Source organism: Rhodovulum iodosum, from assembly GCF_041020385.1.
Classification (GTDB): Bacteria; Pseudomonadota; Alphaproteobacteria; order Rhodobacterales; family Rhodobacteraceae; genus Rhodovulum; species Rhodovulum iodosum.
Genome location: NZ_JBEHHI010000003.1, coordinates 60145 through 85586 on the forward strand (window position 1 = coordinate 60145; position 25442 = coordinate 85586).

Sequence of the window (25442 nt, forward strand, 5' to 3'; positions counted from 1 at the left end):
CGCTCACCTCACGATGGTGCCGGTGCGCCGGATCCGGCGCTGAAGCTGGAGGATGCCGTAAAGCAGCGCCTCGGCGGTGGGCGGGCAGCCAGGCACGTAGATGTCGACGGGCACGATGCGGTCGCAGCCGCGCACGACCGAGTAGGAATAGTGATAATACCCGCCGCCATTGGCGCAGGACCCCATCGAGATCACGTAGCGCGGCTCGGGCATCTGGTCGTAGACCTTCCTGAGCGCGGGCGCCATCTTGTTGGTCAGCGTGCCGGCGACGATCATCAGGTCCGACTGGCGCGGGCTGGCGCGCGGCGCGGTGCCGAAGCGTTCCAGGTCGTAGCGCGGCATCGAGGTCTGCATCATCTCGACCGCGCAGCAGGCCAGGCCGAAGGTCATCCAGTGCAGCGACCCGGTCCGCGCCCAGTTGATGATGTCCTCGGTCGAGGTGACGAGAAAACCCTTGTCCTGCAGCTCGGCATTGAGCGACTGGGTGGCATGCTCGCTATCTGCGCCGGCGGTGTTGGTGCCCGTCATCACTCCCATTCCAGCGCCCCCTTCTTCCATTCATAGGCAAAGCCGATGGTCAGCACGCCGAGAAAGACCATCATCGACCAGAAGCCGACCACGCCCACGGTGCCGAAAGACACCGCCCAAGGGAAGAGAAAGGCGATCTCGAGATCGAAGATGATGAACAGGATCGCAACGAGGTAGAAGCGCACGTCGAAGGTCATCCGCGCGTCGTCGAACGCATTGAAACCGCATTCGTAGGCCGACAGCTTTTCGGGGTCGGGATTGCGAACGGCGACGATGGCGGCGGACAGGATCAGCATCAGCCCCAGCCCGATGGCCATGCCGAAGAAGATAATCACCGGAAGATAATCGCTCAGAAGTGCATTCACCGGCCCGTTCCTCCTCTGTCCTGTCCGCGCGTTGCCGGGCGCCTCTCGTCCCGAGGTCTAGTCGCGCCTTGGAAACCGGTCAACAAACCGGCCCCCGCGCACGCCCCGTTGTTAACGCGCAGCCGTGCAAATGTATACAGTTGTGCGCATTGAAAAAGCGGCGGGATGCCGCATCGGTTGAGAAGGCACCTCTAGCCTTTGTTTTACAGGGTTTTCGACCCGGCCGAAGGCGGTCGAAAGCGGCCCCTGCGCCAGCCGCGCGGCGGCCCCGGAAGACGCTTTGGGACACCGGCCCAAAGCGCGATTCCCGTGCCGTGCCGCATCGTGAGAGCGCACCCTGACAACCGCGAGCAACCTTTGGTAGTTTTTCCATATGGACGTTTGGCGTAGCGTCACCGTTTCGCAAGAATTTTCATAGAGATAATGCAATGCTTTCGCCTCTCAAGGCATTTGCCGCAGCCGCGGTCCTAAGCCTCGCCTCGGCTTTCCGCGCCGCCTGAGCCGCAGCCGCCCATCTCATCACGCGCGCCGCCACCTCGGCGGGCGTTTCCCGAAAAAGGCGTCGAGTCCCTCCGCGGCCTCGGCGCCTTCCCAACAGGCAACCAATTCGGCGATACTGGCCTCTATGACCTCCTCGTCGATGACCGGGCCGAGGCTGCGCAGTTGCGCCTTGGCGCGCGCCACCGCCCCTGGCGCGGCGGAAAGAAAGGGCGCGATCTCTGCCTCGATGGCGCCGTCGAGCGCGTCCTCGGGCACGGCACGGGTCAGCAGGCCCAGGCGCACCGCCTCGCCCGCATCGAACCGGCGCCCCGACAGCACCACCTGCCGCGCCCGCGCCTCGCCGATCCGCGCGGTAACATAGGGCCCGATGGTCGCCGGGATCAGCCCCAGCCGGGTTTCGGTCAGACCGAACCGCGCGGTTTCGACCCCGATGGCGATGTCGCAGACCGAGATCAGCCCGACCCCGCCGCCGAAGGCCTGCCCCTGCACGCGCCCGATCAGCGGTTTGGGCAGCGTGTTCAGCGCCTGCAACATGTGGGCGAGCTTTCGCGCCTCGGCGGCGCGGGTGGCCCGGTCGGCGGCCATCTGCGCGCGCATCCAGCCCAGATCGCCGCCGGCACAAAAACTTTCGCCCGCGCCGGTCAGCACCACCGCGCGCACGTCCGGGTCGGCGCCCAGCGTGTCGGCCGCCGCGTGCAGCGCCGCGATCAGCCCCGCCGACAGCGCGTTGTGCTTGTCGGCACGGTCGAGGCGCAGCCACGCCACGCCGCGCGCGTCGGTCTCAAGTGTCAGTTCGTCGCTCATCGCCCGCTCCCAGGACTGCTGCCAGGATTCATGCTTTGGCCTGTTGCCCGCCACGCATCCCGCGCGCCATATCCGCCGCCTCTTCGATCACCGCCCGGTCCAGCCCGGTCGCGTAGCCCAGCGCGGCCAGACGGTCGGCGACCGCCTCGGTTGCAACGTTTCCCGTCGCCCCCTTGGCATAGGGGCAGCCCCCCAGCCCGCCGACGGCGGCGTCGAACACCCGCAGGCCGAGGCCCAGCGAGGCCTCGATGTTCGCCAGCGCCCGGCCCGCGGTGTCGTGGTAATGCCCTGCCAGCCGGTCGGCCGGCACCGCCTCCAGCACCGCGCGCAGCATCGCGGTTATGCTTTCCGGCGTGCCCTGCCCGATCGTATCGCCCAGGCTGATCTCGTAGCATCCCAGGCCGCGCAGCTTCTCTGCCACCTCGGCCACCTTGCCCGGCGGGGTCGGCCCGTCATAGGGGCAGTCGGTCACGCAGGAGATATAGCCGCGCATCGGGATGCCGTCGGCGCGGGCGGCCTCGGCCACCGGCGCGAAACGGGCGAGGCTTTCCTCGATCGAGGCATTGATATTGGCCCGGCTGAACCCTTCCGAGGCCGCGCCGAAAATGGCGATCTCGTCGGCGCCCGCGGCTTTCGCCCTCTCGTAGCCCTTGAGGTTGGGCGTCAGCGCCGCGTAGCGCACACCGGGCTGGCGGGTGACCCCCGCCAGCACCTCGGCCCCGTCGGCCATCTGCGGCACCCATTTCGGGCTGACGAAGCTCGCCGCCTCGATCCGGCGAAAACCCGCGCGGCTGAGCGTGTCGATCAGCGCGATCTTGTCGGCGGTCGGGATCGGGCGTGCCTCGTTCTGCAGCCCGTCGCGGGGGCCCACCTCGAAGATCTCGACGAAATCGGTCATCGCAACACCGCTCCGCCGGCCGATCCGGACCGCCGCGCCGAAGCACGCGGGGCGGGCCGGCCCGGATCTCTCAACGTCTCACTCATTCGGCGCCTCGTAGAAGTCACGGCCGTAGATCTCGGCCGGCCCGTCCTCTTCCACCGCTTTTCGAAAGGCCGGACGATCCGCCAGCCGCCCGTAATACGCGTCGACCGCCGGCAACAACGCGGCCGGCACGAAACGCCGGGCGATCATCACACCGTAGCCGATATTGGTGTCCACCGCCGAAAACCCCGACGGCAACAGCCAGTCCCGGCGCTCGACCACACGGTCGACCACCTCCAGCACCTTTTCCAGCCGCTTGGCCTCGAGCCGCATGACCGTGGGGCTTTTCATCCAGTCCTCGCGCAGAACGATATGCTGCTGGGTCAGGATGGCGATGTGCTGGCCCATGGTCTCGGCGAAATGCAGCCATTCCAGCCAGTCGGCGCGCTCGGCATCGCCGGGAAAGCGGCCCAGCCCGCAGTCGGGCCGCGTCTCGACCAGGTATTCCGTGATCGCACCGGATTCGAAAAGTACGCGCCCGTCGATCTCCAGCGCCGGCACCCGGCCCGCGGGCGAGAGCGCCAGGTAGTCGGGCTGCCTCAGCGATTTGTCGAAGAACGAGTAGCGCCGTGTCTCGAAATCGAGCCCCATCTCGTGCATCAGCCAAAGCGTGCGGAACGATCGCGCCTGGGGGCAGTGGTGCAGCCTGATCATGCCTCGTCCTCCTCCAGCCGGATCAACGCGGCCCCGGCCTCGACCTGGGCACCGGCCGCGGCCAGCACCTCGGCCACCCGGCCAGCGCGCGGCGCGGCCAGCGCGTGTTCCATCTTCATCGCCTCCAGAATGGCGAGCGGCTGGCCCTGTGTCACCTCGTCACCCGCCACAACGGCAATCGACTTGACCAGCCCGGGCATCGGCGCCTCGATCACGTCGGTACCGGCCCCGGCCGCGGCGGCCCGCTCAAGCGGGTCGACAGGGGCAAAGCTGAACGTCCCCGCCGCGCCGGCAAAGACGTGGATCGCGCCGCCCGCCTTCAGCACCCGGCCCGGCGACCGCCCGCCAACGCGCCAGCCCTCTCCCTCGCGATGTGCTGCGAGCGTGGCCTCGGCGATCTCGACCGCTGCAAGATCTGGCCCTTCGAACATCACCGCGCCCGTGATCTCGTCGCCGTCGCGCGACAGCGTCAAGCTGCGGCGCAGCGGCGCCCAGAGCGAAAAGCCCGCCAGCGCCCCCCCGCCGGGGTCGGCAGCGGCCAGAAGCGCCGCGGCCAGATGCTCGGGCGCGGGGCCGGGCGCGGCGGCGAGCGCGGCGAGGTCACGCTCGATAAGGCCGGTATCGACATCGCCGGCGGCAAAGCCCGCATGCCGCGCGAGACGGCCCAGAAAGGCGAGGTTGGTGACCGAGCCCGCGACCTGCGTGTCCTCCAGCCCGCGGGCGAGGCGGTTCAGCGCCACCGCGCGGGTGGGGCCGTGGGCCACGATCTTGGCGATCATCGGGTCGTAGAACGGGCTGATCGCATCGCCCGGACGCACGCCGGTATCGACCCGCAGCCCCGGCGGAAAGGCCAGATGAGTCAGCCGCCCGGTGGCCGGCAGAAAGCCCGCCGGCACGTCCTCGGCGTAAAGCCGGGCCTCGAAGGCGTGACCGGTGAGCGGGATGTCGTCCTGGCGCATCGGCAACCCCTCGCCCGCGGCCACGCGCAGCTGCCATTCGACGAGGTCGAGCCCGGTCACGGCCTCGGTCACGGGATGTTCGACCTGCAGCCGCGTATTCATCTCCATGAACCAGAACCGGTCGGGGCGCAGTCCGCCCGCACCATCGACGATGAATTCGACGGTGCCTGCGCCCCTGTAGCCGATGGCCTCGGCCGCGCGCACCGCCGCCTCGCCCATCGCCGCACGCATCTCGGGCGTCATGCCCGGTGCGGGGGCCTCTTCGATGACCTTCTGGTGGCGCCGCTGGAGCGAGCAGTCGCGCTCGTAGAGGTGGACCGCATCGGCGCCGTCGCCGAAGACCTGCACCTCGATATGGCGCGGGCGTTCGATGTATTTCTCGATCAGCACGGCATCGTTGCCAAAGGCGCCCCGCGCCTCGGACCGCGCGGCGGCCAGCGCGGCGGGGAAATCGGCCGCGCGTGCGACCTTGCGCATCCCCTTGCCGCCGCCGCCCGCCACGGCCTTGATGAGCACCGGGTAGCCGATGGCATCTGCCGCGCCCTCGAGGTGGGCGTCGTCCTGGTTGTCGCCGTGATAGCCCGGCACGACCGGCACGCCGGCCGCCTCCATCAGCGCCTTGGCGGCGTCCTTGAGCCCCATCGCCCGGATCGCCCGGGCCGAGGGGCCGATGAAGGTCAGCCCCGCCGCCTCGACCGCCTCGACGAAATCGGGGTTTTCCGACAGGAACCCGTAGCCCGGGTGGATCGCCTGCGATCCCGTCGCCAGCGCCGCCTCGATGATCCGCTCGGCCCGCAGGTAACTCTCGGCCGGGGCCGGCGGGCCGATGCGCACCGCCTCGTCGGCCGCCGCCACATGGGCCGCCTCGGCATCGGCGTCGGAATAGACCGCGACGGTGGCCACACCCAACCGATGGGCGGTGCGCGCTATGCGGGCGGCAATCTCGCCGCGATTGGCGATCAGGATTTTCTTGAACATCGGCGACCTCTTGGAGGGAGCGCGGGGGGGGCCAGCCCCCCGCACCCCCCGGGATATTTGCGGCCAGAAGAAACGGCAGGGGCTCTGTGCTACATGCGGAAAATTCCGAAGCGGGTGTCGGGGACGGGCGCGTTGAGCGCGGCCGAGAGCGACAGCGCCAGCACCGCGCGGGATTTGCGGGGGTCGATGATGCCGTCGTCCCAGAGCCGGGCGGCGGCGTAGAGCGGATGGCTCTGGCGCGCGAACATCTCGACGGTGGGGCGTTTGAACTCGGCCTCGTCCTCGGCGCTCCAGGTCTCGCCCGCCCGCTCCATCGCGTCGCGTCTGACGGTGGCCAGCACGCCCGCGGCCTGTTCGCCCCCCATCACGCTGATACGGCTGTTGGGCCATGTCCACAAAAGGCGCGGCTGGTAGGCGCGGCCGGCCATGCCGTAATTGCCCGCGCCGAACGAGCCGCCGACGATCATGGTGATCTTGGGCACGCCGGTCGTGGCCACCGCGGTGACCATCTTGGCGCCGTGCCGCGCTATGCCCTCGTTTTCGTAGCGGCGCCCGACCATGAAGCCGGTGATGTTTTGCAAAAACACCAGGGGCGTGCCCCGCTGCGAACACAGCTCGACGAAATGCGCGCCCTTCTGGGCGGATTCGGAGAACAGCACGCCGTTATTGGCGACGATGCCCACCGGGCAGCCCATGACATGGGCGAAGCCGGTGACGAGGCTTTCGCCGAAGCGCGGCTTGAACTCGTCGAAGCGCGAGCCGTCGACGAGCCGCGCGATGACCTCGCGGATATCGTAGGGCGTGCGCAGGTCGGCGGGGACCACGCCCAGCAATTCCTCGGGGTCGTAGGCGGGGTCTTCGGGCGAGTCCCAGCGCACGGTCCGGGGCTTTTCACGGTTGAGGTGGCTGACGGCGCGGCGGGCCAGCGCCAACGCGTGGGCATCGTCCTCGGCCAGGTAATCGGCAACCCCCGAAAGGCGGGTGTGCACGTCGCCGCCGCCCAGGTCTTCCGCCGTCACCACCTCGCCCGTGGCGGCCTTTACCAGCGGCGGGCCGGCGAGGAAGATGGTGCCCTGCTCGCGCACGATGATTGTGACATCGGACATCGCGGGGACATAGGCGCCGCCCGCGGTGCACGATCCCATCACCACCGCGATCTGGGGGATGCCCTTGGCCGACATCTGCGCCTGATTGTAGAAGATGCGCCCGAAATGGTCTCGGTCGGGAAAGACCTCGTCCTGGTTGGGCAGGTTGGCGCCCCCGGAATCCACCAGGTAGAGACAGGGCAGATGGCATTCCTCGGCGATCTCCTGGGCGCGGAGGTGCTTTTTCACCGTCATCGGGTAATAGGTGCCGCCCTTCACGGTGGCGTCGTTGCAGACCACCATGACCTCCTGCCCCTCGACCCGGCCGATCCCGGCGATGACGCCGGCACAGGGCGCTGCGCCGTCATAAAGCCCGTGCGCGGCGGTGGCGCCGATTTCGAGGAAGGGCGCGCCGGGGTCCAGCAGGTTCGCCACCCGTTCGCGCGGCAGCATCTTGCCGCGCGACAGGTGCCGCGCGCGGGCCTTTTCGCCGCCGCCGGCGGCGGCCAGCGCGGCGGCCTCTTCCACGACGCGAAGCGCGTCGAGATGCGCGGCGTGGTTCGTCTGGAACGCTTCGGAGCCCGGTACGGCGGCGGAGGACAGTTTCACGCGCGATGCTCCGGGTTCTCGTGATCGAAGCGGCAGCCGGCTGCCCAGGCGCGGCGGTCGTTGCCGTGGTTCGGCAACCCGCCTGCGTCCTTCAGCATCTTGGCCATGTGCATCAGGTTCCAGGTCATGATCGTGGTGTTGCGCTGGGTAAACTCGTTGTCGAAGCCCGCGGGCTTGCCATCCACCATGTCGCCATAGGACGGGCCCGGCCCGGCCTCGCCGATCCAGCCGCAATCGGCCTGGGGCGGGATGGTGTAGCCGAGATGGCCGAGCGCATAGTGCAGCGTCATCGCGGCGTGCTTGACCCCGTCCTCGTTGCCGGTGACGACGCAGCCCGCCACGCGCCCGTAATAGACCGATTGGCCCTTGTCGTTCAGCTCGCCCGACATGCCGTAGAGCCGCTCGATCAGCACGCGGGCCACCGAGCTTTCCTCGCCCAGCCAGAGCGGCGTTCCGACCACCAGGATATCGGCGGCCTTCACCTTGTCCCACAGCTCGGGCCAGTCGTCGCGGTCATGCCCGTGTTCGGTCATGTCCGGGTAGACGCCCGGGGGCACCACATGGCTGAGCATGTGAAGATGCTCCACATGGATGCCGTTCTTGGCCATGATCTCGGCGGCGACGTTCATCAGCCGCCGCGTGTGGCTGTCATGCGGATCGAGCTTCAGCGAGGTATTGACGAAGAGCGCCGAAAGCCCGCTGAAATCGGTGGTATTGGCGTCGCAGAGCGCCTGTTGCTTCTCGTTGAGGGTCATCGGTCGCGCCTCCCTTCGCGGCCCGCGCCGTGCGGCCGCCCCCTCCCCGGGGCGGCCGCGACGGGCCTACTTGGTTTCCATGTAGGTCACGGCGCTTTCCAGAAATAGCGCCTGTTCCCCGATGCGTTTCATCGTGCAGTTGGCCGCCGCGGTCATCGTGTAGGGGCTGCCGCGGCGCATCATCGCCTCGACCGCACAGCGGATTTCGCGCCATTCGGCCCATTTCTCCTGCTGGATCGCCAGGTCTTCGGTCAGCTTGAACGGTACGACCTTGGCCTTCTCGGTCTTCGAGAATTCAGCATCGGCCGCCTCGGCCAGTTCCATCATCCGGTCATAGGCCGCGTCCATCCTGCCCTTCCAGTATTCCGATTCCTTGCCCATGCAGGCGGCGATATCGGCGTTGGACGCATTCTTGATGCGCTGGAAACAGACCCGGGCGGAAGAGCCGATGCAGGTGTCGTCGGCGCCGGGCAGGCGCTGTTTCTTCATGCAGTCGAGCGTGGCATCGGGCGAGAACTTGACCTCCTGGGCCGCCACGGGGGCGGCGAGCGCCAGGACGGCGACGAGGAAAAGGGAGAGTCGCATAGGATCACCTCACAAAGTTGAGTCTACGACTCACCTTTAATCCATCGCCTTCATGAGTTCACGCCCCACCAGCATCCGCCGGATCTCGGATGTGCCCGCGCCGATCTCCATCAGCTTGGCGTCGCGGAACAGCCGCGACACGGCGCTGTCGGCCAAAAATCCAGCGCCGCCCATGGCTTGCACCGCCTGATGGGCCTGTTTCATCGCCTCTTCCGAGGAATATAGAACGCAGGCGGCAGCGTCTTGACGCGTCACCTGGCCGCGATCACAAGACCGTGCGACCGCGTAGACATAGGCCCGCGCGCTGTTCATCGCCGTGTACATGTCGGCGATCTTGCCCTGCATCAGCTGGAAATTCCCGATGCTTTCGCCGAACTGCTTGCGGTCGCGCAGATAGGGCATGATCTCGTCCAGGCAGGCGGCCATGATGCCGGTGCCGATACCCGCCAGCACCACGCGTTCATAGTCCAGCCCCGACATCAGCACGCGCACGCCCTTGCCCTCTTCGCCCAGCACGTTTTCGAAGGGCACCTCGACATCGTCGAAGATCAGCTCGGCGGTGTTCGACCCGCGCATACCCAGCTTGTCGAAATGGGGCGAGGTCGAGAACCCTTTCATCGACTTCTCGATGAGGAAGGCGGTGATGCCCTTCGCCCCCGCCTCGGGGTCGGTCTTGGCATAGACCACCAGCGTGTCGGCGTCGGGGCCGTTGGTGATCCAGTATTTCGTGCCGTTGAGCGTGTAATAGCCGTTCTTCTTTTCGGCCTTCAGCTTCATCGACACCACGTCGGACCCCGCCCCGGCCTCGGACATGGCCAAAGCACCGACATGTTCGCCGCTCAGCAGGCCGGGCAGGTATTTCCGCTTTTGCTCTTCGGTGCCGTTCAGCTTGATCTGGTTGACGCAAAGGTTGGAATGCGCGCCGTAGCTGAGCGACACGCTGGCCGAGGCGCGGGCGATTTCCTCGACCGCGACCGTATGGGCAAGGTAGGACATGCCCGCGCCGCCGTACTCTTCGGGCACCGTTATCCCGAGCAGCCCCAGCTCGCCCATCTCGCGCCACAGTTCGGCGGGGAAATCGTTGGTTCTGTCGATCTCGGCGGCCAACGGTTTCACCCGCTCCTGCGCCCAGCGGTGCACCATGTCGCGCAGCGCCGCGGTGTCCTCGTCGAGGTCGAATGCCATCGTTGCGGTGAACATGGGTCCCCCTCCTCCTCCATGCGCTTATTGAACGCTTGTTCATATAACTATCACCGAACGGGCTGCGGCGTCAATCGCGGTGGCGCCGCCGCGAGCGCATCCCTACCTTGGCGTCACGCCCAGACCGAAAGGAGCCCACCCATGCCCCGCCTCGCCCCCATCGCCGCCCTCATCGCCGCCCTGCCGCTGGCCGCCCCCGCCGAAGAGGTGGGCCGCATCGGCGTGGACTGGACCGGCAACGACGTCATCATCGAGGCGGTACACGACCCCGAGGTGCCCGGCGTGACCTGCCACATCGCCTATTTCGAACGCTCCTTCCTAGACCGGCTGAGCCAGGGCAACTGGTTCGAGGACCCCTCGAACGCCTCGATCGCCTGCCGCCAGACCGGCCCCATCGAGATCGGCGATATCGACCTTGGCAGGGACGGCGAAGAGGTGTTCCGCGAGCGTCAGTCGATCATCTTCAAATCGCTCAGGGTCAAGCGGATCTACGACGCGGACAACCGCACGCTGATCTATCTTGTCCATGCAAGGGAACTGGCACAGGGCTCGGCCAAGATGGCGATCTCGACGGTGCCGCTGTTCGGGTCGGGCTCGCGATAATCCGCAGGCGTGCGCCGGCATTGCCCCGCGCCGAGACCGAGGCTTAACCTGCTCGCTGGAGTGGCGGCGGCCGCGGGCCACGGGTCGGACTGGGTGCAGGATTACGCCGCCGCCGCGGGCGATCTGCTGATCTTCGGCGGCGGCGCCGCCACGGCGGACGATTTCCGGGTGGCCCTTGCCGAGACACCCCGCGCCGGACTTCAGGGCGTGGCCGAGGCGTTCGTGACCTACTTGCCCACCGGGCAGATCCTCTGGGCGCTGGTCGACGGCGCGGCGCAGGACAGCCTGAACGTCTCGATCGGGGGCGAGGTGTTCGATCTCTTGGCCTAGCGGTCCGCCCCACCGTCCGAGGCCCCGTGGCGCAAGCCCTGGCCGCGCGTCACTTCCTCCCGCACGATCCGCGCGATCACCGCGCAATCCTCTTGCGAGAAGGTCAGCGGCAGGCGCATGTCGATCAGCCCGGCCAGAACGCGGTCTGTCCGCGGCAGCGGCTTGGGTTCGGCGTAGTCCCAATGGGCGTAGCGCGAGGTGAACCCGGCCGGCTGCGCCGCGCCGAACCATTTCAGCTCTACCCCCCGGTCGGCGCAGCGGGCGAGCAATGCTTCTACACGCTCCGCCGGCCAGCCCGGCAGCAGGGCCTGGAAGGACGAGCCGACGAAGGCCTCGGCCTCGGGCCGGTCGATCAGGCGCAGGCCCGGCGTGCCGCCGAGCCCCGCCTCCATCGCGCGATAAAGCCGGTTCCAGCGCGCCGCCTGGTCCGGCAGGCGCGCCAGTTGCGGGCGCAGCAGCGCGGCGCGCAGATTGTCCATCCGGCCCGATATGTTGGGCAACTCGGCCTTGAGCCCCTCGAACGCCTCCGGCGGCGGCGCGGCGAGGTGCCGGTCGAAAAGCATGTAAGAGCCCGAAAGCAGCACCGCGCGGGCCATCAGCTCGGCGTCGTCGGTGACGATCAGCCCGCCCTCGCCGGAGTTGATGTGCTTGTAGGTCTGGCTCGAATAACACCCCATCGCCCCGTGTCGGCCCGAGGGCACGCCGGCCCAGGCGGCCCCCATCGTGTGGGCGCAGTCCTCGATCACCGTCACGCCGGCCCCGTCACACAACGCCATCAGCCGGCCCATGTCGCAGATATGCCCGCGCATGTGGCTGAGCATCAGCACACCCGCGCCGCTGGCTGCGATCTGCGCCTCCAGATGGGCCAGGTCGATTGTCAGATCCTCGGTCGTCTCGACGAAAACGGGCGTGGCCCCCACCCCGGCAATCGCGCCCGGCACCGGGGCCAGGGTAAAGGCGTTGGTCAGCACCGTGTCGCCCGGCGCCACGCCCGCGGCCCTCAGCGCGCAGCCCAGCGCGTAGCCGCCCGAGGCGACGGCCAGGCAGTACCGCGCCCCGGTGAACGCGGCGAAATCCCGTTCCAGAAGCGCGGTCTCGCCCGCCTCGCCCTCGGCCACGTTGTAGCGGTGCAGCCGGCCGTGGCGCATCACCCCGACCGCCGCTTCGATGGCGTCTTTGGGGATCGGCTCTTGCTGGGTGAAACTGCCGGTGAACCGCTCGGTCATTCCGCCGCCTCCCGCGGGATCAGCCGCTCGGCCAGGTCGAAAAGCTCGTCGTAATGGCCGATCAGGCCCTCGGGGGTCAGCCCGGCCACGATGTCCGCCGCAGGGCCGAAGCCCACCAGCACGCACGGCACGCCCGCCGCGCGGGCGGTGGTGCGGTCGGTCGCCGTGTCGCCGACCAGAAGCGAGCGCGCAACGCTGCCGCCCGCGCGCTCGACCGCGGCGATGTAGGGCGCCGGGTCGGGCTTGCGCACCGGCAGCGTGTCGGCGCCGATCAGCGAGGCAAAGAGGTCGCGCACCCCGAGGCGGGACAGCAGGACCTCGGCCAGCGCCTCGGGCTTGTTGGTGCAGATGCCCACGGCGTATCCAGCGCCCCTCAGCCGCGCGACCGCCTCGGCCACGCCGGGGTAAAGCGTGGTGTGCCGGTCGATATGCGCGCCGTAATAGTCCAGCAGATAGGGGTAGTGGGCGGCCACCTCGGCATCGTCCGCGGCCCCGTCCAGCCGTTCGTAGCCCAGTTGCAGCATCGCCCGCCCGCCCAGAAAGGCGGTGGCCGCATCGGCCACGGGGTCCAGCGGCGCGCCGCGGCCGGCCCGCTGGAAACAGGCATTGGCCGCCGCGATCAGGTCGCCGCTGGTATCGGCCAGCGTGCCGTCGAGGTCGAAGATCACCGTCCGCATGAGCCCCTCCAGCGCGGAAATCCGCCGCAGATGAAATGTCGCGAAACCCCAAGTGATGGGGGCGCCGGTTGCGCGCCGGCGACTCCGCGATAAAAGGGAGCGACACAAAAGGAAAGAGGCGCGCGACATGGGCACCGCCCTGATCATCCTGGCCGCGGGGGAAGGCACGCGGATGAAATCGGACCGCCCCAAGGTGCTGCACGAGGTGGCCGGCGCGCCGCTCTTGGCCCATGCCATGGCCGCCGGCGCGCTGCTGGCGCCGGACCGCACCGTGGTCGTGGCCGGGCACCACGCCGCCGCGGTCGAGGCCGCGGCGCGCGAGATCGACCCCCAGGCGCAGGTGGTGCTGCAAGAGGAACAGCTGGGCACCGCCCACGCGGTGGCCCGTGCGCGGCCGGCGCTCGACGGGTTCGAGGGCGACGCGATCGTGCTTTACGGCGACACGCCCTTCATCCGGCCCGAAACGCTTGGGGCGATGATCGCGGCGCGAGCCGGTCATGCGGTGGTGGTGCTGGGCTTTCGGCCTGCGGATGCGGGCCGTTATGGCCGGCTGGTGACGGCGGGCGACGCGCTGGAGCGGATCGTCGAATACAAGGACGCGACCGAGGCCGAGCGCGCCATCGGCCTGTGCAACTCGGGGGTCATCGCCGCCGATGCGGCCACGCTGTTCGATCTGATCCACGCGGTCGGCAACGACAACGCGTCCGGCGAATACTACCTGACCGATATCGTCGGTCTCGCCCGGGCGCGCGGCCTGTCAGCGACCGCGGTGACCTGCGACGAGGCGGAAACCATGGGGGTCAATTCCCGCGCCGACCTCGCCCGCGCCGAGGCCGCCTTTCAGGCCCGCGCCCGCGCCGCGGCGCTGGAGACCGGCGTCACCCTCACCGCCCCCGAGACCGTCCATTTCGCCTTCGACACGGTGATCGGCCGCGACGCGGTGATCGAGCCCAACGTGGTCTTCGGCCCCGGTGTCAGTATCGAATCGGGCGCCCGCATCCGCGCCTTTTCACATCTCGAAGGGTGCCATGTCAGCCGCGGCGCGATTGTCGGCCCCTATGCCCGCCTGCGGCCGGGCGCGGAACTGGCCGAGGATGTGCGCATCGGCAATTTCGTCGAGGTCAAGAACGCGCAGATCGACGCCGGCGCCAAGGTCAATCACCTGAGCTATATCGGCGATGCCAGCATCGGCGAGGCTGCCAATATCGGCGCGGGCACGGTAACCTGCAATTACGACGGCGTGTTCAAGCACCGCACCGAGATCGGCGCGCGGGCCTTCATCGGGTCGGACACGATGCTGGTCGCGCCGGTGAAAATCGGCGACGAGGCGATGACGGCCTCGGGCTCGGTGATTACCTCAGACGTGCCCGAGGGCGCGCTGGCGCTGGGCCGGGCCAGGCAGGAGGTCAAACCGGGCCTCGCGCGAAAGATGTTCGAAAGGTTAAAGTTTTTGAAGGAAAAACAGCGAAAGGCTGGACATTAATGTGTGGAATTGTAGGGGTCCTTGGTGACCACGAAGCCTCGCCCTTGCTGGTCGAGGCGCTGGGACGGCTGGAATATCGCGGCTATGACAGCGCCGGGATCGCCACGGTGAACGACGGCGGACTGGCGCGGCGGCGCGCCGTGGGCAAACTGGTGAACCTCTCGGACCTGCTGGTGCACGAGCCGCTGCCGGGCAAGGCCGGCATCGGGCACACCCGCTGGGCCACCCACGGCGCGCCCTCGGTGGCCAACGCCCACCCGCACCAGGCGGGCCGGGTGGCGGTCGTCCATAACGGGATCATCGAGAATTACCGCGCGCTCCGCGCCGAACTGGCCGGGCTGGGCCAGCCTCCGCGCACCGACACCGACACCGAAACCGTGGCGCTGCTGGCGCAGCATTACCTCGAGACCGGGCTTTCCCCGCGCGAGGCCGCGCGTCAAACACTGGCCCGGCTGGAGGGCGCCTTTGCGTTGTTGTTCCTGTTCGATGGCGAGGACGATCTGCTGATCGCCGCGCGGCGCGGCTCGCCGCTGGCGGTGGGCTATGGCGAGGGCGAGATGTTCGTTGGCTCCGACGCCATCGCGCTGGCGCCGCTCACCACCCGCATCACCTATCTCGACGAGGGCGACATGGCCATCGTCACCCGCGCCGGCGCCACCTTCTTCGACGAAGACGGGCACCAGGTGGGCCGCGAGGTCAAGACCATCGAGCCCGGCGCCGCCCGCGTGGAAAAGGCCGGCTACAAGCATTTCATGGCCAAGGAGATTTTCGAGCAACCGGTGGTGCTGGCCGACGCGATCCGCCACTACCTCAGCGATGACGGGCAGACCATCGCCAGGCCCGGCGACGAGATCGACTTTGCCGGCATCGACCGCATCGCCATGGTCGCCTGCGGCACCGCCTACATCGCCTGCCTGACCGCGAAATACTGGTTCGAACGGCTGGCGGGCCTGCCCGTCGATGTCGACGTCGCCTCGGAATTCCGCTACCGCGAGCCGCCGATCCCCGACCGCACGCTGGCGCTGTTCGTCAGCCAGTCGGGCGAGACCGCCGACACGCTGGCCGCGCTGCGCTTCTGCAAGGGCCGCGCGGCGCAGACCGTGGCGGTGGTCAATGTCGCCGAAAGCTCGATCGCGCGGGAGAGCGACCTGGCGCTGCCGATCCTGGCCGGTGTCGAGATCGGCGTGGCCTCGACCAAGGCGTTCACCTGCCAGCTGACCGTTCTGGCGATCCTCGCGCTCAAGGCCGCCCATGCGCGCGGGCGGATCGACGACGCCGCGCTCGCCGGCCACCTGGAGGGGCTGAACGGCCTGCCGGGGTTGGTCAACGTTGCGCTGGCACTGGAAACGCCGATCAAGGCGCTCGCCCAGCGCCTGGCCGAGGCCGAGGACGCGCTGTTCCTGGGGCGCGGCGCGATGTTTCCCTTGGCCCTCGAAGGGGCACTGAAACTCAAGGAAATCAGCTATATCCATGCCGAAGGCTATGCCAGCGGCGAGCTGAAGCACGGGCCCATCGCGCTGGTCGACAAGCGGATGCCGGTCATCGTGATGGCCCCGCACGACCGTCTGTTCGACAAGACCGTGTCGAATATGCAGGAGGTGCTGGCCCGCGGCGGCAAGGTGCTGCTGATCACCGACGCCGCCGGCGCCGAAGAGGCCGGCGAAGAGGTCTGGCAGCGGCTCGTGCTGCCCGACGCGCCGGAACTGGTCGAGCCGATCCTTTACGCCATACCGGCACAGCTCTTGGCCTATCACACCGCCGTCGCCAAGGGCACCGATGTCGACCAGCCCCGTAACCTCGCCAAGTCCGTGACCGTGGAATGACGCCCACGCCCGCCGCACCGATCATCTCGGGGCGCACGCGGATCATCGCGCATCTCGGCGTGCCGACCGAAAGCTTCAAGGCGCCGATGATCTACAACCCCTGGCTCGATGCGGCCGGGGTTGACGCGGTGGTGGTGCCCATGGGGTGCGAGGCCGAGGATTTCCCGGCCTTCCTGCCCCTCGTGGCGCGGCTGCGCAATTTCGCGGGCGCGCTGATCACGATGCCGCACAAGGCGGCGGCAGTGGCGCTGCTGGACGAGGCCGCGCCACGGGTGCTGGCCTGCGGCGCGTGCAACGCGGTGCGGCGCGACGCGGCGGGCCGGTTGATCGGCGACATGTTCGACGGCGAAGGCTTTGTCCGGGGGATGGAACGCAAGGGCCGTACGGCGCGCGGCGCCTCGGCGCTGGTCGTGGGCGCGGGCGGCGTGGGCTCGGCCATCGCCGCCTCGCTGGCCAGCGCCGGGGCGACCCGGCTGGGCCTTTGCGACGTGGACGGGGCGCGCGGCGCGGCGCTGGCCGACCGGCTGCGGCAGAATTTCCCGGCGACCGAGGTCACGACCGGATCGAACGACCCGGCGGGCTGGCAGATCGTGGTCAACGCGACCCCGCTGGGGATGCGGCCCGACGACGCGATGCCGGCGGACACCGCGCGCATCGCGCCCGACAGCTTTGTCGGCGAGGTCGTGCTGACCCCCGAGACGACCGCGTTTCTGGCCGCCGCCCGTGCGCGGGGCTGCGTGACGCAGGTGGGCATGGACATGCTCTACGAACAGATCCCCGCCTATCTCGACTTTTTCGGCCTGCCCTCGACCGACGCCGACACCCTGCGGCGGCTGGCGCGCTTCGCCGACTGAGCTACCCGGCCGTGGCCAGATCGCGGCCGATCTCGACGACGCGCTCCGGCGTGATGCCGAAATGGCGGTAAAGCGTCTCGGCCTTGTCCGAGGCGCCGAAACCCTCCATGCCGACGAACCGGTCGCCGGCGCGCAGCCAGCGCGACCAGCCGAATTCCATCGCCGCCTCGACCCCGATCCGGGGCGCCGTGCCCAGCACCGCGTCCCGGTAATCTGCGTCCTGGTCGCAGAACAGCTCCCAGCAGGGCATCGAGACCACGGCGGTGGGCATGCCCTCGGCCTGCAGCGCAGCGCGGGCGTCCATCGCCAGCGCAACCTCGGTGCCCGTGGCCAGCAGCGTCAGCGCGCGCGGCCCCTCGGCCTCTGCCAGCACATAGGCACCAAGGCGGCTGAGGTTCTCGCCCGCCTCGCGGCGCACCGGCGGCGCGTCCTGCCGCGACAGCGCGAACAGGCTGGGCGAGTGCCGTTCTTCCATCGCGATCTGCCAGGCCTCGGCGGTTTCGATCGCGTCGGCCGGGCGGAAGACGCGCATGTTGGGCATCGCGCGAAAGCTTGCCAGGATTTCCACCGGCTGATGGGTGGGCCCGTTGCTGCCCACCCCGATGGAATCGTGGCTGAAGACGAACAGCCCCGGCAGCCCCATCAGCGCGGCCATGCGCATCGCCGGACGCTCGTAATCGGCAAAGGCCAGGTAGGTCACGTTGACCGGCCGCAGCCCGCCATGGGCGGCGATGCCGCAGGTCATCGCCCCCATCAGATGCTCGCGCACCCCGCAATGGACGTAGCTGCCGCTCCGGTCCTGGGCGGTAAAGGCGTGGCGGCCGCGCTTGTGGTTGGTCGGCGCCTCAAGATCGGCGCAGAGCACGACCATCTCGGGCAGAACGCCGCCCAGCGCATCGCAGGCATCGCCCGAGGCAAGGATGGTGCCGCGCGGCGCGGGCGATGCGGCCTGGCGCAGCTCGGCGGCGCGGACGGGCCAGTCCGCGGGCAGGCGGCCCTCGGTCCAGCGGGCGAATTCGGCGGCCTGCCAGTGATTTGCGTGCCGGTCTTGCCAAGTAGCATGGGCCGTTTGCCCCCGCTCCATCGCCGCCGCCCAATCCGCGCGGATCGCCTCGGGCACCGCGAAGGGCGGGTGGGGCCAGTCCAGCACCGCGGCAGCCGCGTCGCGGTCGTCTGGCGTCAGCGGCGCGCTATGACCGCCGCGCTGGCCCTCGAGCCGCGGAATGCCGCGCGCAATGGTCGTGCGGCAGGCGACGAGCGAGGGGCGCGGATCGGCCCTGGCGGCCTCCAGCGCCGCGTCGATGGCGGCGATGTCGTGCCCGTCGACGCCCTGGACGTGCCAGCCCGCAGCGCGAAAGCGCGCCGGCACGTCCTCGCTGATCGACAGCAGCGTGTCGCCGTCATCGGTGATGTGGTTGTCGTCCCACAGGAAGGTCAGCTTGCCCAGCCGCAGATGCCCGGCCAGCGAGATCGCCTCCTGGCCCACGCCCTCTTGCAGGCAGCCGTCGCCGACGAAGGCCCAGGTCCGGTGGTCGACCAGATCGGGGCCGAATTCGGCCTCCAGCCGCGCCTCGGCCACCGCCATGCCCACCGCGCAGGCGATGCCCTGGCCCAGCAGGCCCGTGGTGATCTCGACACCCGCCTCCTGCTCGATCTCGGGATGCCCGGCGCAAACCGAGCCCAGCCTGCGAAAGGTCTTGAGCCCGTCGAGCGGCACCGCGTCATGGCCCGACAGGTGCAAAAGCGCGTAAAGCAGCATCGAGCCGTGGCCGTTCGACAGCACCACACGGTCGCGGTCGGGCCAGAGCGGATCCTTGGGGTCGGCCTTGAGGTGGCGGGCATAAAGCGTGGCCGCGATCTCGGCCATGCCCAGCGGCACGCCCTGGTGGCCCTCGCCGGCCTTGAGAATGGAATCGATGGCCAGAAACCGGATTGCATGGGCCATCGCCTGGATATCGGCCATGGGTCGCCCTCCCTCTTTCGCGCCGCGGGTGCGCGGCCTTTCCGAGGGGTACCCGGTTTCGCGGGCAAAACCTTTGAAGTTCTCCTAAAAAGATACGGCGGATTCCTTCACCGAGGGTCCACCGCCCCTCAGGCGAACCCTTCGCCGCCGCAGGCCGCGCAGCGTTTCGTCTTCAGCCCCATGCAGCCGTCGCAGGTGCCCCATTGCGGATGCCCGCGCATGTCCGTGCCTTTCATGACCTGACCCTTGCCGCCGCACACCTGGCAGGGTTCGCGGCCGGTGCCGCGGCAGCGGTGGCAGCGCCGCTTGATATGGGGCATCTGCTTCTTGCGCGGAACATGTTCCTTCATGCGGGGCCTCGGGCGACTTCTGGGACGGGTTCCGCGCATCAAAGCGGATGCAGGCGGCGCTGTCAGCCTCCAAAGCGCTCCGGGCGCACGTTTCGGGCGAACCGTGCCCGCGCGGCACTACACGCCCTCGGGCCCCACACGCCCGGCGACGAACCCGCAGCCGAGCCCGGAAAGCAGCGCGCGGGCCTCGGCCTCGCATTCCTTGGCCTCGTGCGCGACCCAGCCGGAAAAGCGGCTGACGATGCGGCGGTTGAGATGCCGGGTCGGACAGACGAACCAGTAGGCGGGAAACTCGACCACCGGGCAGGCAAGGCTCAGCGGCACCAGGTCGCCGCGGGCGAGTTCGGGCAGGCACAGCGTGGCACTGTCGAGCGCCACGCCGCCCGATTGCTTGGCCATCTCGATCGACATCGACGAGCGGTCGAAGCGGAACGGGTAGACCAGCTCTTTCAGCTCGATCCGGTTCGAGGCCAGCCACAGATCCCAGCGGTAAAGCGATTTGACGCTGTCGATGAGGCGGGCCGATTCCAGCTGCGTCGCCAGGTCGCCGCCCTGGCGGCGCAGCCGGTCCAGATAGGCCGGGCTGCACATCGGCATCACCAGGTCGCTCATCAGGCAATCCACCGTCAGGCCGGCCCAATCGCCATGTCCGTAGCGCAGGTCGCAATCGACCGCCTCGGTCTCGAACGAGGTGACATCGGGCGTGGCGTCGATGCGGATCGCCCAGTCGGGGTTGTCGGCGGCAAAGCGCGCCACGCGCGGACCCAGCCAGCGCACGCCGAAGCTGGGGCTGACGCGGATCGTGAGGCCGCGCATGTCGCGCTGGCGGCCGATCGCGCTGCGGGCGTTGCGTAGCGCACCGAATGCGTGGGCCGTGGTCTGGAACAGCCGGTCGCCGTCGAGCGTCAGCACCAGGCGGCGCTTTTCGCGGCGGAAGAGTTTCACGCCGAACTGGCCTTCCAGAAGGCGGATCTGCTGGCTGACCGCCGAGGGCGACACGCCCAGCTCGGCGGCTGCCTTGGTCACGGTGCCAAGCCGCGCCACGGCCTCGAAATACTCGGTCGCCTTGAGATTGATGTCGCGCATGAAACCCCTTGGTAAAGCGGCGCTTTTTTGCTTCGGCGCATCCCGCAGGTTAGCCAAAGACAGTTTTTTTGTGAAGCTCTGCTAAACAACCCTTTTACGTTAATTGATTGACCGGTGGCCGATCCCCGTGGGACCGTCGCCCGATCCGCAATATCCGAGACCGCAACGATGAACGCGCGCATTGAGGCCGACTATCTGATCGAGACCCCGGACGACCCGGCCCGCGCGGCCGAGGTGATGGCCGGCGAGCAATCGTCGGGCACCTTCGTCAAGCTGCCGGGCGAAACGGACGCCCTGTTGCAGCGCGCCGCGGCGCGGGTCGAGCGGCTAGAGGTTCTGGGCACCGTTGCCGCGCCCTCGCTGCCCTGCGCCATGCCCGATCGGGGCACAGGCTATACGCGCGCGGCGGTCACGCTGTCCTGGCCCTTCGAAAATATCGGCCCCGACCTGCCCAACCTGATGGCCACCGTCGCCGGCAACCTTTTCGAGCTACGCCCGTTTTCCGGCCTCCGGCTGGAGGATATCCGCCTGCCCGGCGCCTTTGCCGCCGCCGGCCCCGGCCCCCGGTTCGGCATCGCGGGCACAAGGCGGCTGGCGGGCGTGGCGGAGGGCCCGCTGATCGGCACCATCATCAAGCCCAGCGTGGGCCTCTCGCCCGAGGACACGGCGGCGCTGGCGGGCACCCTGGCGGGTGCGGGCATCGACTTCGTCAAGGATGACGAGCTGCAGGCCGACGGCCCCGCCTGCCGCTTCGAGGACCGCGTGCGCGCGGTCATGCGCGTGTTGAACGATCACGCCGAGTGGACCGGCAAGAAGGCGATGTATGCCTTCAACCTGACCGGCGAGGTCGATGACATGCGCCGCCGGCACGACCTGGTGCGCGATCTTGGCGGAACCTGCGTGATGGCCAGCCTCAATTCGGTGGGGCTGACGGGCCTGCTGGCGCTCGCGCGCCATTCCGAGTTGCCGATCCACGCCCACCGCAACGGCTGGGGCGCGCTGTCGCGCGCGCCGATGCTGGGCTGGTCCTACCCCGCCTGGTCGAAACTCTGGCGCCTGGCCGGGGCCGACCACATGCATGTCAACGGGCTGGGCAACAAGTTCAGCGAACCCGACGCCTCGGTGATCGCCTCGGCGCGCGCGCTGATGGACCCCCTGTTCCCCGACAAACCCTGCATCCCGATGCCGGTCTTTTCCTCGGGGCAGTCGGCGGTGCAGCCGCCCGAAACCTATCGCCGCCTCGGCAGCGCCGATTGCATCTATGCGGCAGGCGGCGGGATCATGGGGCACCCGGACGGGCCAGCTGCGGGCGTGCAAAGCCTGCGCGACGCCTGGGACGCCGCCATGGCCGGGATCGCGGCCAGCGACTACGCCCGCACCCACCCGGCACTGGCCCGCGCGCTGGAGACCTACGCTTGACGACCGAAAGCGGGCTGCCAGGGGGGGTGCTGCTGGGCTGGTACGGCGACGATTTCACCGGCTCGGCGGCGGTGATGGAGGCGCTGGAATTCGCCGGCCTGCCGGCGGTGCTGTTCCTCGATCTGCCGCTGCCGCACCAGGTGGCCCGGTTTCCCGCCGCGCGCGCGGTGGGCATCGCCAGCACCGCGCGCACCCACGCGCCCGGCTGGATGGAGGCCCACCTGCCCCCGGCCTTTCGCTTTCTCGCCGAAACCGGCGCGCCGGTGGTACATTACAAAATCTGCTCGACACTCGATTCCGCGCCCGAGACAGGCTCGATCGGGCGGGCCATCGACATCGGCACCGGCATCGTGCCCGGCCCTTGGGTGCCCTGCCTGGTGGCCGCGCCCAACATGCGGCGCTACCAGTGTTTCGGGCACCTTTTCGCCGGCGCGCCCGAGGGCGTGTTCCGTCTCGACCGGCACCCGGTCATGGCGCGCCACCCGGTGACCCCGATGGATGAATCCGACGTGGGCCGGCACCTGGCACGCCAGACGGCCAAGGCAATGGGGCTGATCGACCTCGAAGACCTGGCGGGCGATCCGCGGGCCGCGCTGAGGCGCGAAATCGACCGCGGCGCAGAGGTGATCGCGCTCGACGCTATGACCATGGCCGACATGGCCGCCTGCGGCGCGCTGATCTGGGAAGGGCGCGACGCGCCGATCTTTGCGGTCGGCTCGCAGGGGGTGGAGTATGCGCTGGTCGAACACTGGCGGCAGGCCGGGCTGATGCCGCGGATAGACCGCACCGCAGGCGCGGGGCCAGTGGATCAAATGGTCGCCGTCTCGGGCTCGGTCTCGCCGGTCACCGCGGCGCAGATCGACTGGGCCGAGGCCAACGGCTTTGCCGGCATCGCGCTCGACGCGGCGGCGGTGGCGTGCGGCGACGCCGGCGCCGAGGCAGCCGCGCTGGCCGCCGCGCGCCAGGCGCTTTCCGAGGGGCGCGACGCGCTGATCCATTCGGCCCGCGGGCCAGAGGACCCCGGCGTGGCGCGGATGCGAGAGGCCTGCCAGGCCGCGGGCATCGCGCCGGACACCGCCAACGGGCGGATCGGGTCGGCGCTGGGGCGCATCCTGCGTCACCTGCTGGCGGAAACCGGGCTGACCCGCGCGGTGATCTCGGGCGGCGACACCTCGGGCTTTGCCGCACGGACACTGGATTTCTACGCGCTCACGGCGCTGGCGCCCACGATACCGGGCGCGGCGCTGATGCGCGCATGGTCGGACGATGCCGCCCTCGACGGGCTGCAACTGGCGCTGAAAGGCGGACAGATGGGAAGCCGGGACTTTTTCGGCTGGATCAAACGCGGCGGCGGGACCGCCTGAAGGAGGGAGAGATGACGAAAATCGCGTTGCTCGGTGCGGGCGGCAAGATGGGTGTGCGGCTGGCGCAGAACCTCAAAAGCTCGCGCTTCGAGGTGGACCATGTGGAGATATCCCAGGAAGGCCGCGCGCGGCTCAAGCGGGAGGTGGGCGTCGACACGGTCGATGCCGACAACGCGCTGGCCGACAGCGACGTCATCGTCATGGCGGTGCCCGACCGGATGATCGGCAAGATCGCCCACAGCTTTATCGAAAAGGTCAAACCGGGGGCCGCGCTGGTGGTGCTCGACGCCGCCGCGCCCTATGCCGGCGAGATGCCGAAGCGCGACGACGTCACCTATTTCTGCAGCCATCCCTGCCACCCCAACATCTTCGAGGTGACGCCCGACGTCGAGGCGCAGAAGGATTATTTCGGCGGCATCGCAGGTGAGCAGGGCATCGTCTGCGCGCTGATCCAGGGGCCGGAAGAGCATTACGAGATGTGCGAGGAGGTGGCCAAGATCATCTACGGCCCCGTGGCCCGCTCGCACCGCTGCACGCTGCAGGACATCGCGGTGCTGGAACCGGCGCTGTCGGAAACCGTGGGCGCCACGTTCTCGCTGGCGCTGCGCGAGGCCACCGACCGGGCGGTCGCCATGGGCGTGCCCGAGGCCGCGGCGCACGATTTCATCCTGGGGCATCTGAAGATCGAACTGGCCATCGCCTTCGGCATCTTCCCCGAGGGCAAGTTCTCGGACGGCGCCCTTCTGGCCATCGACAACGCCAAATCGGTGATCTTCAAGGACGACTGGCTGGATGAGGTGTTCAACCTCGACGCGGTGAAGAAATCGGTCGCCGATATCTGCGCGCCGTCGCCGGGCTGAGCCTCAGGTGCTGGTTCCGGCCCGCATGGTGCCCACCACCGTGCGGGCGCCGGCCGCCATCAGCCGCGCATCCGATGAGATGGTGACGAAGCGAAAGCCCTTTTCGATGCGCCTGAGCGCGGCCTCGGGCGTGCCGTTGTGGATGCCCGCGATCTTGCCATGCTCCTTGGCCTTGGCGAGGATGAAATCGATGGCCTCGGCGACCGGCGGATCGACATCGTCGAAGGTGGGCCGGCAGCCCAGCGCCAGCGACAGGTCCGAAGGGCCGATATAGACCGCGTCGAGCCCCGGCACCGAAAGGATGTCCTCGAGGTTGTCGAGCCCCGCGCGGGTCTCGATCATGGCAAAGCCGACCACGGTGTCATTGGCATGTTCGGGGTAATCGGCCCCGCCATAAAGCAGCCCGCGGATCGGACCGAAGCTGCGACCGCCCAAGGGCGGGTACTTGGTCGATTTGACCAGGAGTTCGGCATCCTCGGCGCTGTTGACCATCGGGCAGATCACCGCGTAGGCGCCCGCGTCCAGCACCTTCATCATGATGCCGGGGTCGAGCCAGGGCACGCGGGCCATGGGCACGGTGTCGGTGGTCGAGATCGCCTGGAACATCGCCACGGCGGCCTGGTAGTCGACCACCCCGTGCTGCAGATCGACGGTCAGCGAATCCCAGCCCTGATGGGCCATGGTCTCGGCCGAAAACCCGCTGGGAATCGCCAGCCAGCCGTTGATCGCGGCCTTGCCGGTCCCCCAGATCTCGCGCAGTCGGTTCGGGCGCATTGTCGGTCTCCTTGTTGACGTGAGCGGCGTGTCGGCCCCAAGGCCCCGGCAAACGCCTCACCCGTTTCAGGCCGCGGCTCGGGCGCGCTGCCCGGCCGATGGGCGCAGCGCGCGCTCTTGCGGCGCGCTGCGCTATCGCCCCTCGGCCTGCCGCGCGTATTCGTCGGCATCGAACCAGCCGCGCGAGGCCACGACCTTGAGATCGTCGTCGAGCTCCCACTCTTCCCAGCCCCGCACGGTCAGCGGGTTGCCGGTCTTTGCGTCGTGCCCGGTGAATGTCCAGACATAAACCGCATGGTTTCCCGAGCAGCGGATATCGTCGCATGTCAGGCTGAGGTCAGGCACATCGGCGTAGAACCCGGCCGCCATGTCGCGGACCCGCGCGCGCCCCGACCACGGGTCGCCCCTATTGATGACGATGCCGCCATCCTCGGCGAAAAACGAGGCCACCGCCTCGGGCGATTTCGAATTCCATGCCGCGGTGTAGTCCGCGGCCATCCGGGCAACGCCTTGCGGATCGATCATCTCCCACCCCTTTTCGACCAGTCCCTTGCGGCCAGCCTGCCACGATGCGGCAAACCTGTCCAACTCCTCCGCCTGTCCGGGCGTCGAACGCGCGGGCCGG

At 69.0% G+C, this 25442-nt stretch carries 25 protein-coding genes; 8 read left to right on the forward strand and 17 right to left on the reverse strand.

From position 1 onward, the window contains the following. Positions 1-3 precede the first annotated feature (3 nt). The 10 genes from Ga0609869_RS14360 to Ga0609869_RS14405 form a co-directional block, all read right to left on the reverse strand. Positions 4-537 carry a NuoB/complex I 20 kDa subunit family protein gene (locus Ga0609869_RS14360; RefSeq protein WP_281273256.1) on the reverse strand — a complete coding sequence of 178 codons (534 nt, stop codon included), beginning with the start codon at positions 535-537 and terminating at the stop codon, positions 4-6. Further along, complete coding sequence (locus Ga0609869_RS14365; RefSeq protein WP_438826890.1) at positions 528-845, reverse strand: NADH-quinone oxidoreductase subunit A; 318 nt, start codon at positions 843-845, stop codon at positions 528-530. Before Ga0609869_RS14365 ends, Ga0609869_RS14360 begins: the two co-directional genes overlap by 10 nt. A 567-nt stretch (positions 846-1412) precedes the next feature. After that, positions 1413-2198, reverse strand: coding sequence for a crotonase/enoyl-CoA hydratase family protein (locus Ga0609869_RS14370; protein WP_125403862.1), 786 nt, complete (start codon positions 2196-2198; stop codon positions 1413-1415). A 28-nt stretch (positions 2199-2226) separates the two neighbouring features. Continuing rightward, the gene (locus Ga0609869_RS14375) at positions 2227-3096 is read right to left on the reverse strand and encodes a hydroxymethylglutaryl-CoA lyase (protein WP_125403863.1); all 870 of its coding nucleotides are present in this window, start codon (positions 3094-3096) and stop codon (positions 2227-2229) included. 78 nt (positions 3097-3174) lie between these two features. Then, complete coding sequence (locus Ga0609869_RS14380; protein WP_125403864.1) at positions 3175-3834, reverse strand: glutathione S-transferase family protein; 660 nt, start codon at positions 3832-3834, stop codon at positions 3175-3177. After that, positions 3831-5771: an ATP-binding protein gene (locus Ga0609869_RS14385; RefSeq protein ID WP_125403865.1), complete on the reverse strand. Its 1941-nt coding sequence runs from the start codon at positions 5769-5771 to the stop codon at positions 3831-3833. The genes Ga0609869_RS14380 and Ga0609869_RS14385 overlap by 4 nt, the downstream gene beginning before the upstream one ends. 89 nt (positions 5772-5860) lie before the next feature. Further along, a complete protein-coding gene (locus Ga0609869_RS14390; RefSeq protein ID WP_125403866.1) occupies positions 5861-7465 on the reverse strand; it encodes a carboxyl transferase domain-containing protein in 1605 nt (534 codons plus the stop codon). Further along, complete coding sequence (locus tag Ga0609869_RS14395; RefSeq protein WP_125403867.1) at positions 7462-8220, reverse strand: flavodoxin family protein; 759 nt, start codon at positions 8218-8220, stop codon at positions 7462-7464. Before Ga0609869_RS14395 ends, Ga0609869_RS14390 begins: the two co-directional genes overlap by 4 nt. A gap of 66 nt (positions 8221-8286) precedes the next feature. Then, entirely contained in the window at positions 8287-8805 is a 519-nt protein-coding gene (locus Ga0609869_RS14400; protein WP_125403868.1) for a lysozyme inhibitor LprI family protein, read from the reverse strand. 36 nt (positions 8806-8841) lie between these two features. Beyond that, on the reverse strand, positions 8842-10005 hold the full coding sequence (locus Ga0609869_RS14405; RefSeq protein ID WP_125403869.1) for an isovaleryl-CoA dehydrogenase: 1164 nt from the start codon (positions 10003-10005) through the stop codon (positions 8842-8844). A 141-nt stretch (positions 10006-10146) separates the two neighbouring features. Between Ga0609869_RS14405 and Ga0609869_RS14410 the strand changes: the two genes are divergently transcribed. Together Ga0609869_RS14410 and Ga0609869_RS14415 are read left to right on the forward strand one after the other, a co-directional pair. Then, positions 10147-10608 (forward strand): CreA family protein, encoded by a 462-nt coding sequence (locus Ga0609869_RS14410; RefSeq protein ID WP_125403870.1) that lies wholly within the window; start codon positions 10147-10149, stop codon positions 10606-10608. A 60-nt stretch (positions 10609-10668) separates the two neighbouring features. After that, positions 10669-10938, forward strand: coding sequence for a hypothetical protein (locus tag Ga0609869_RS14415; RefSeq protein ID WP_125403871.1), 270 nt, complete (start codon positions 10669-10671; stop codon positions 10936-10938). Here Ga0609869_RS14415 and Ga0609869_RS14420 read toward each other — a convergent pair. Beyond that, complete coding sequence (locus Ga0609869_RS14420; RefSeq protein ID WP_125403872.1) at positions 10935-12164, reverse strand: DegT/DnrJ/EryC1/StrS family aminotransferase; 1230 nt, start codon at positions 12162-12164, stop codon at positions 10935-10937. The two genes, Ga0609869_RS14415 and Ga0609869_RS14420, sit on opposite strands and share 4 nt — an antisense overlap. After that, positions 12161-12841: an HAD-IA family hydrolase gene (locus Ga0609869_RS14425; RefSeq protein WP_125403873.1), complete on the reverse strand. Its 681-nt coding sequence runs from the start codon at positions 12839-12841 to the stop codon at positions 12161-12163. Before Ga0609869_RS14425 ends, Ga0609869_RS14420 begins: the two co-directional genes overlap by 4 nt. A gap of 127 nt (positions 12842-12968) precedes the next feature. Here Ga0609869_RS14425 and glmU point away from each other — a divergent pair, with 127 nt between their 5' ends. Genes glmU through Ga0609869_RS14440 form a run of 3 tightly spaced genes read left to right on the forward strand, consistent with a single transcriptional unit; the run spans position 12969 to position 17001 of the window. Further along, positions 12969-14324 carry a bifunctional UDP-N-acetylglucosamine diphosphorylase/glucosamine-1-phosphate N-acetyltransferase GlmU gene (gene glmU, locus Ga0609869_RS14430; RefSeq protein WP_125403874.1) on the forward strand — a complete coding sequence of 452 codons (1356 nt, stop codon included), beginning with the start codon at positions 12969-12971 and terminating at the stop codon, positions 14322-14324. Further along, positions 14324-16147, forward strand: coding sequence for a glutamine--fructose-6-phosphate transaminase (isomerizing) (gene glmS, locus Ga0609869_RS14435; RefSeq protein ID WP_125403875.1), 1824 nt, complete (start codon positions 14324-14326; stop codon positions 16145-16147). Before glmU ends, glmS begins: the two co-directional genes overlap by 1 nt. Beyond that, entirely contained in the window at positions 16144-17001 is an 858-nt protein-coding gene (locus Ga0609869_RS14440; protein WP_245972149.1) for a shikimate dehydrogenase family protein, read from the forward strand. The genes glmS and Ga0609869_RS14440 overlap by 4 nt, the downstream gene beginning before the upstream one ends. A 1-nt stretch (position 17002) precedes the next feature. On the opposite strand, the gene Ga0609869_RS14445 is transcribed toward Ga0609869_RS14440, so the two are convergent. The 3 genes from Ga0609869_RS14445 to Ga0609869_RS14455 all read right to left on the reverse strand — a co-directional run bounded on the left by Ga0609869_RS14445 (position 17003) and on the right by Ga0609869_RS14455 (position 20400). Further along, complete coding sequence (locus Ga0609869_RS14445; RefSeq protein ID WP_125403876.1) at positions 17003-18964, reverse strand: transketolase family protein; 1962 nt, start codon at positions 18962-18964, stop codon at positions 17003-17005. 128 nt (positions 18965-19092) lie between these two features. After that, entirely contained in the window at positions 19093-19314 is a 222-nt protein-coding gene (locus Ga0609869_RS14450) for a hypothetical protein (RefSeq protein ID WP_125403877.1), read from the reverse strand. Positions 19315-19431: 117 nt separating this feature from the next. Further along, entirely contained in the window at positions 19432-20400 is a 969-nt protein-coding gene (locus tag Ga0609869_RS14455; RefSeq protein ID WP_125403878.1) for a LysR family transcriptional regulator, read from the reverse strand. A 168-nt stretch (positions 20401-20568) separates the two neighbouring features. Here Ga0609869_RS14455 and Ga0609869_RS14460 point away from each other — a divergent pair, with 168 nt between their 5' ends. From Ga0609869_RS14460 to Ga0609869_RS14470, 3 genes are read left to right on the forward strand one after another with little or no spacing between them, the layout of a single operon-like run. Beyond that, positions 20569-21819: a ribulose-bisphosphate carboxylase large subunit family protein gene (locus tag Ga0609869_RS14460; RefSeq protein ID WP_125403879.1), complete on the forward strand. Its 1251-nt coding sequence runs from the start codon at positions 20569-20571 to the stop codon at positions 21817-21819. Next, positions 21816-23183, forward strand: a complete 1368-nt coding sequence (locus tag Ga0609869_RS14465) for a four-carbon acid sugar kinase family protein (protein WP_245972151.1) — start codon at positions 21816-21818, stop codon at positions 23181-23183. The genes Ga0609869_RS14460 and Ga0609869_RS14465 overlap by 4 nt, the downstream gene beginning before the upstream one ends. A gap of 11 nt (positions 23184-23194) precedes the next feature. Continuing rightward, entirely contained in the window at positions 23195-24043 is an 849-nt protein-coding gene (locus Ga0609869_RS14470; protein ID WP_125403880.1) for a phosphogluconate dehydrogenase C-terminal domain-containing protein, read from the forward strand. A gap of 3 nt (positions 24044-24046) precedes the next feature. Here the strand turns inward: Ga0609869_RS14470 and Ga0609869_RS14475 are convergent, their stop codons facing one another. Both Ga0609869_RS14475 and Ga0609869_RS14480 read right to left on the reverse strand, forming a co-directional pair. Beyond that, entirely contained in the window at positions 24047-24817 is a 771-nt protein-coding gene (locus Ga0609869_RS14475; RefSeq protein WP_125403881.1) for an HpcH/HpaI aldolase family protein, read from the reverse strand. Positions 24818-24949: 132 nt separating this feature from the next. After that, positions 24950-25342, reverse strand: a complete 393-nt coding sequence (locus Ga0609869_RS14480) for a nuclear transport factor 2 family protein (RefSeq protein ID WP_125403882.1) — start codon at positions 25340-25342, stop codon at positions 24950-24952. Positions 25343-25442: the final 100 nt, after the last annotated feature.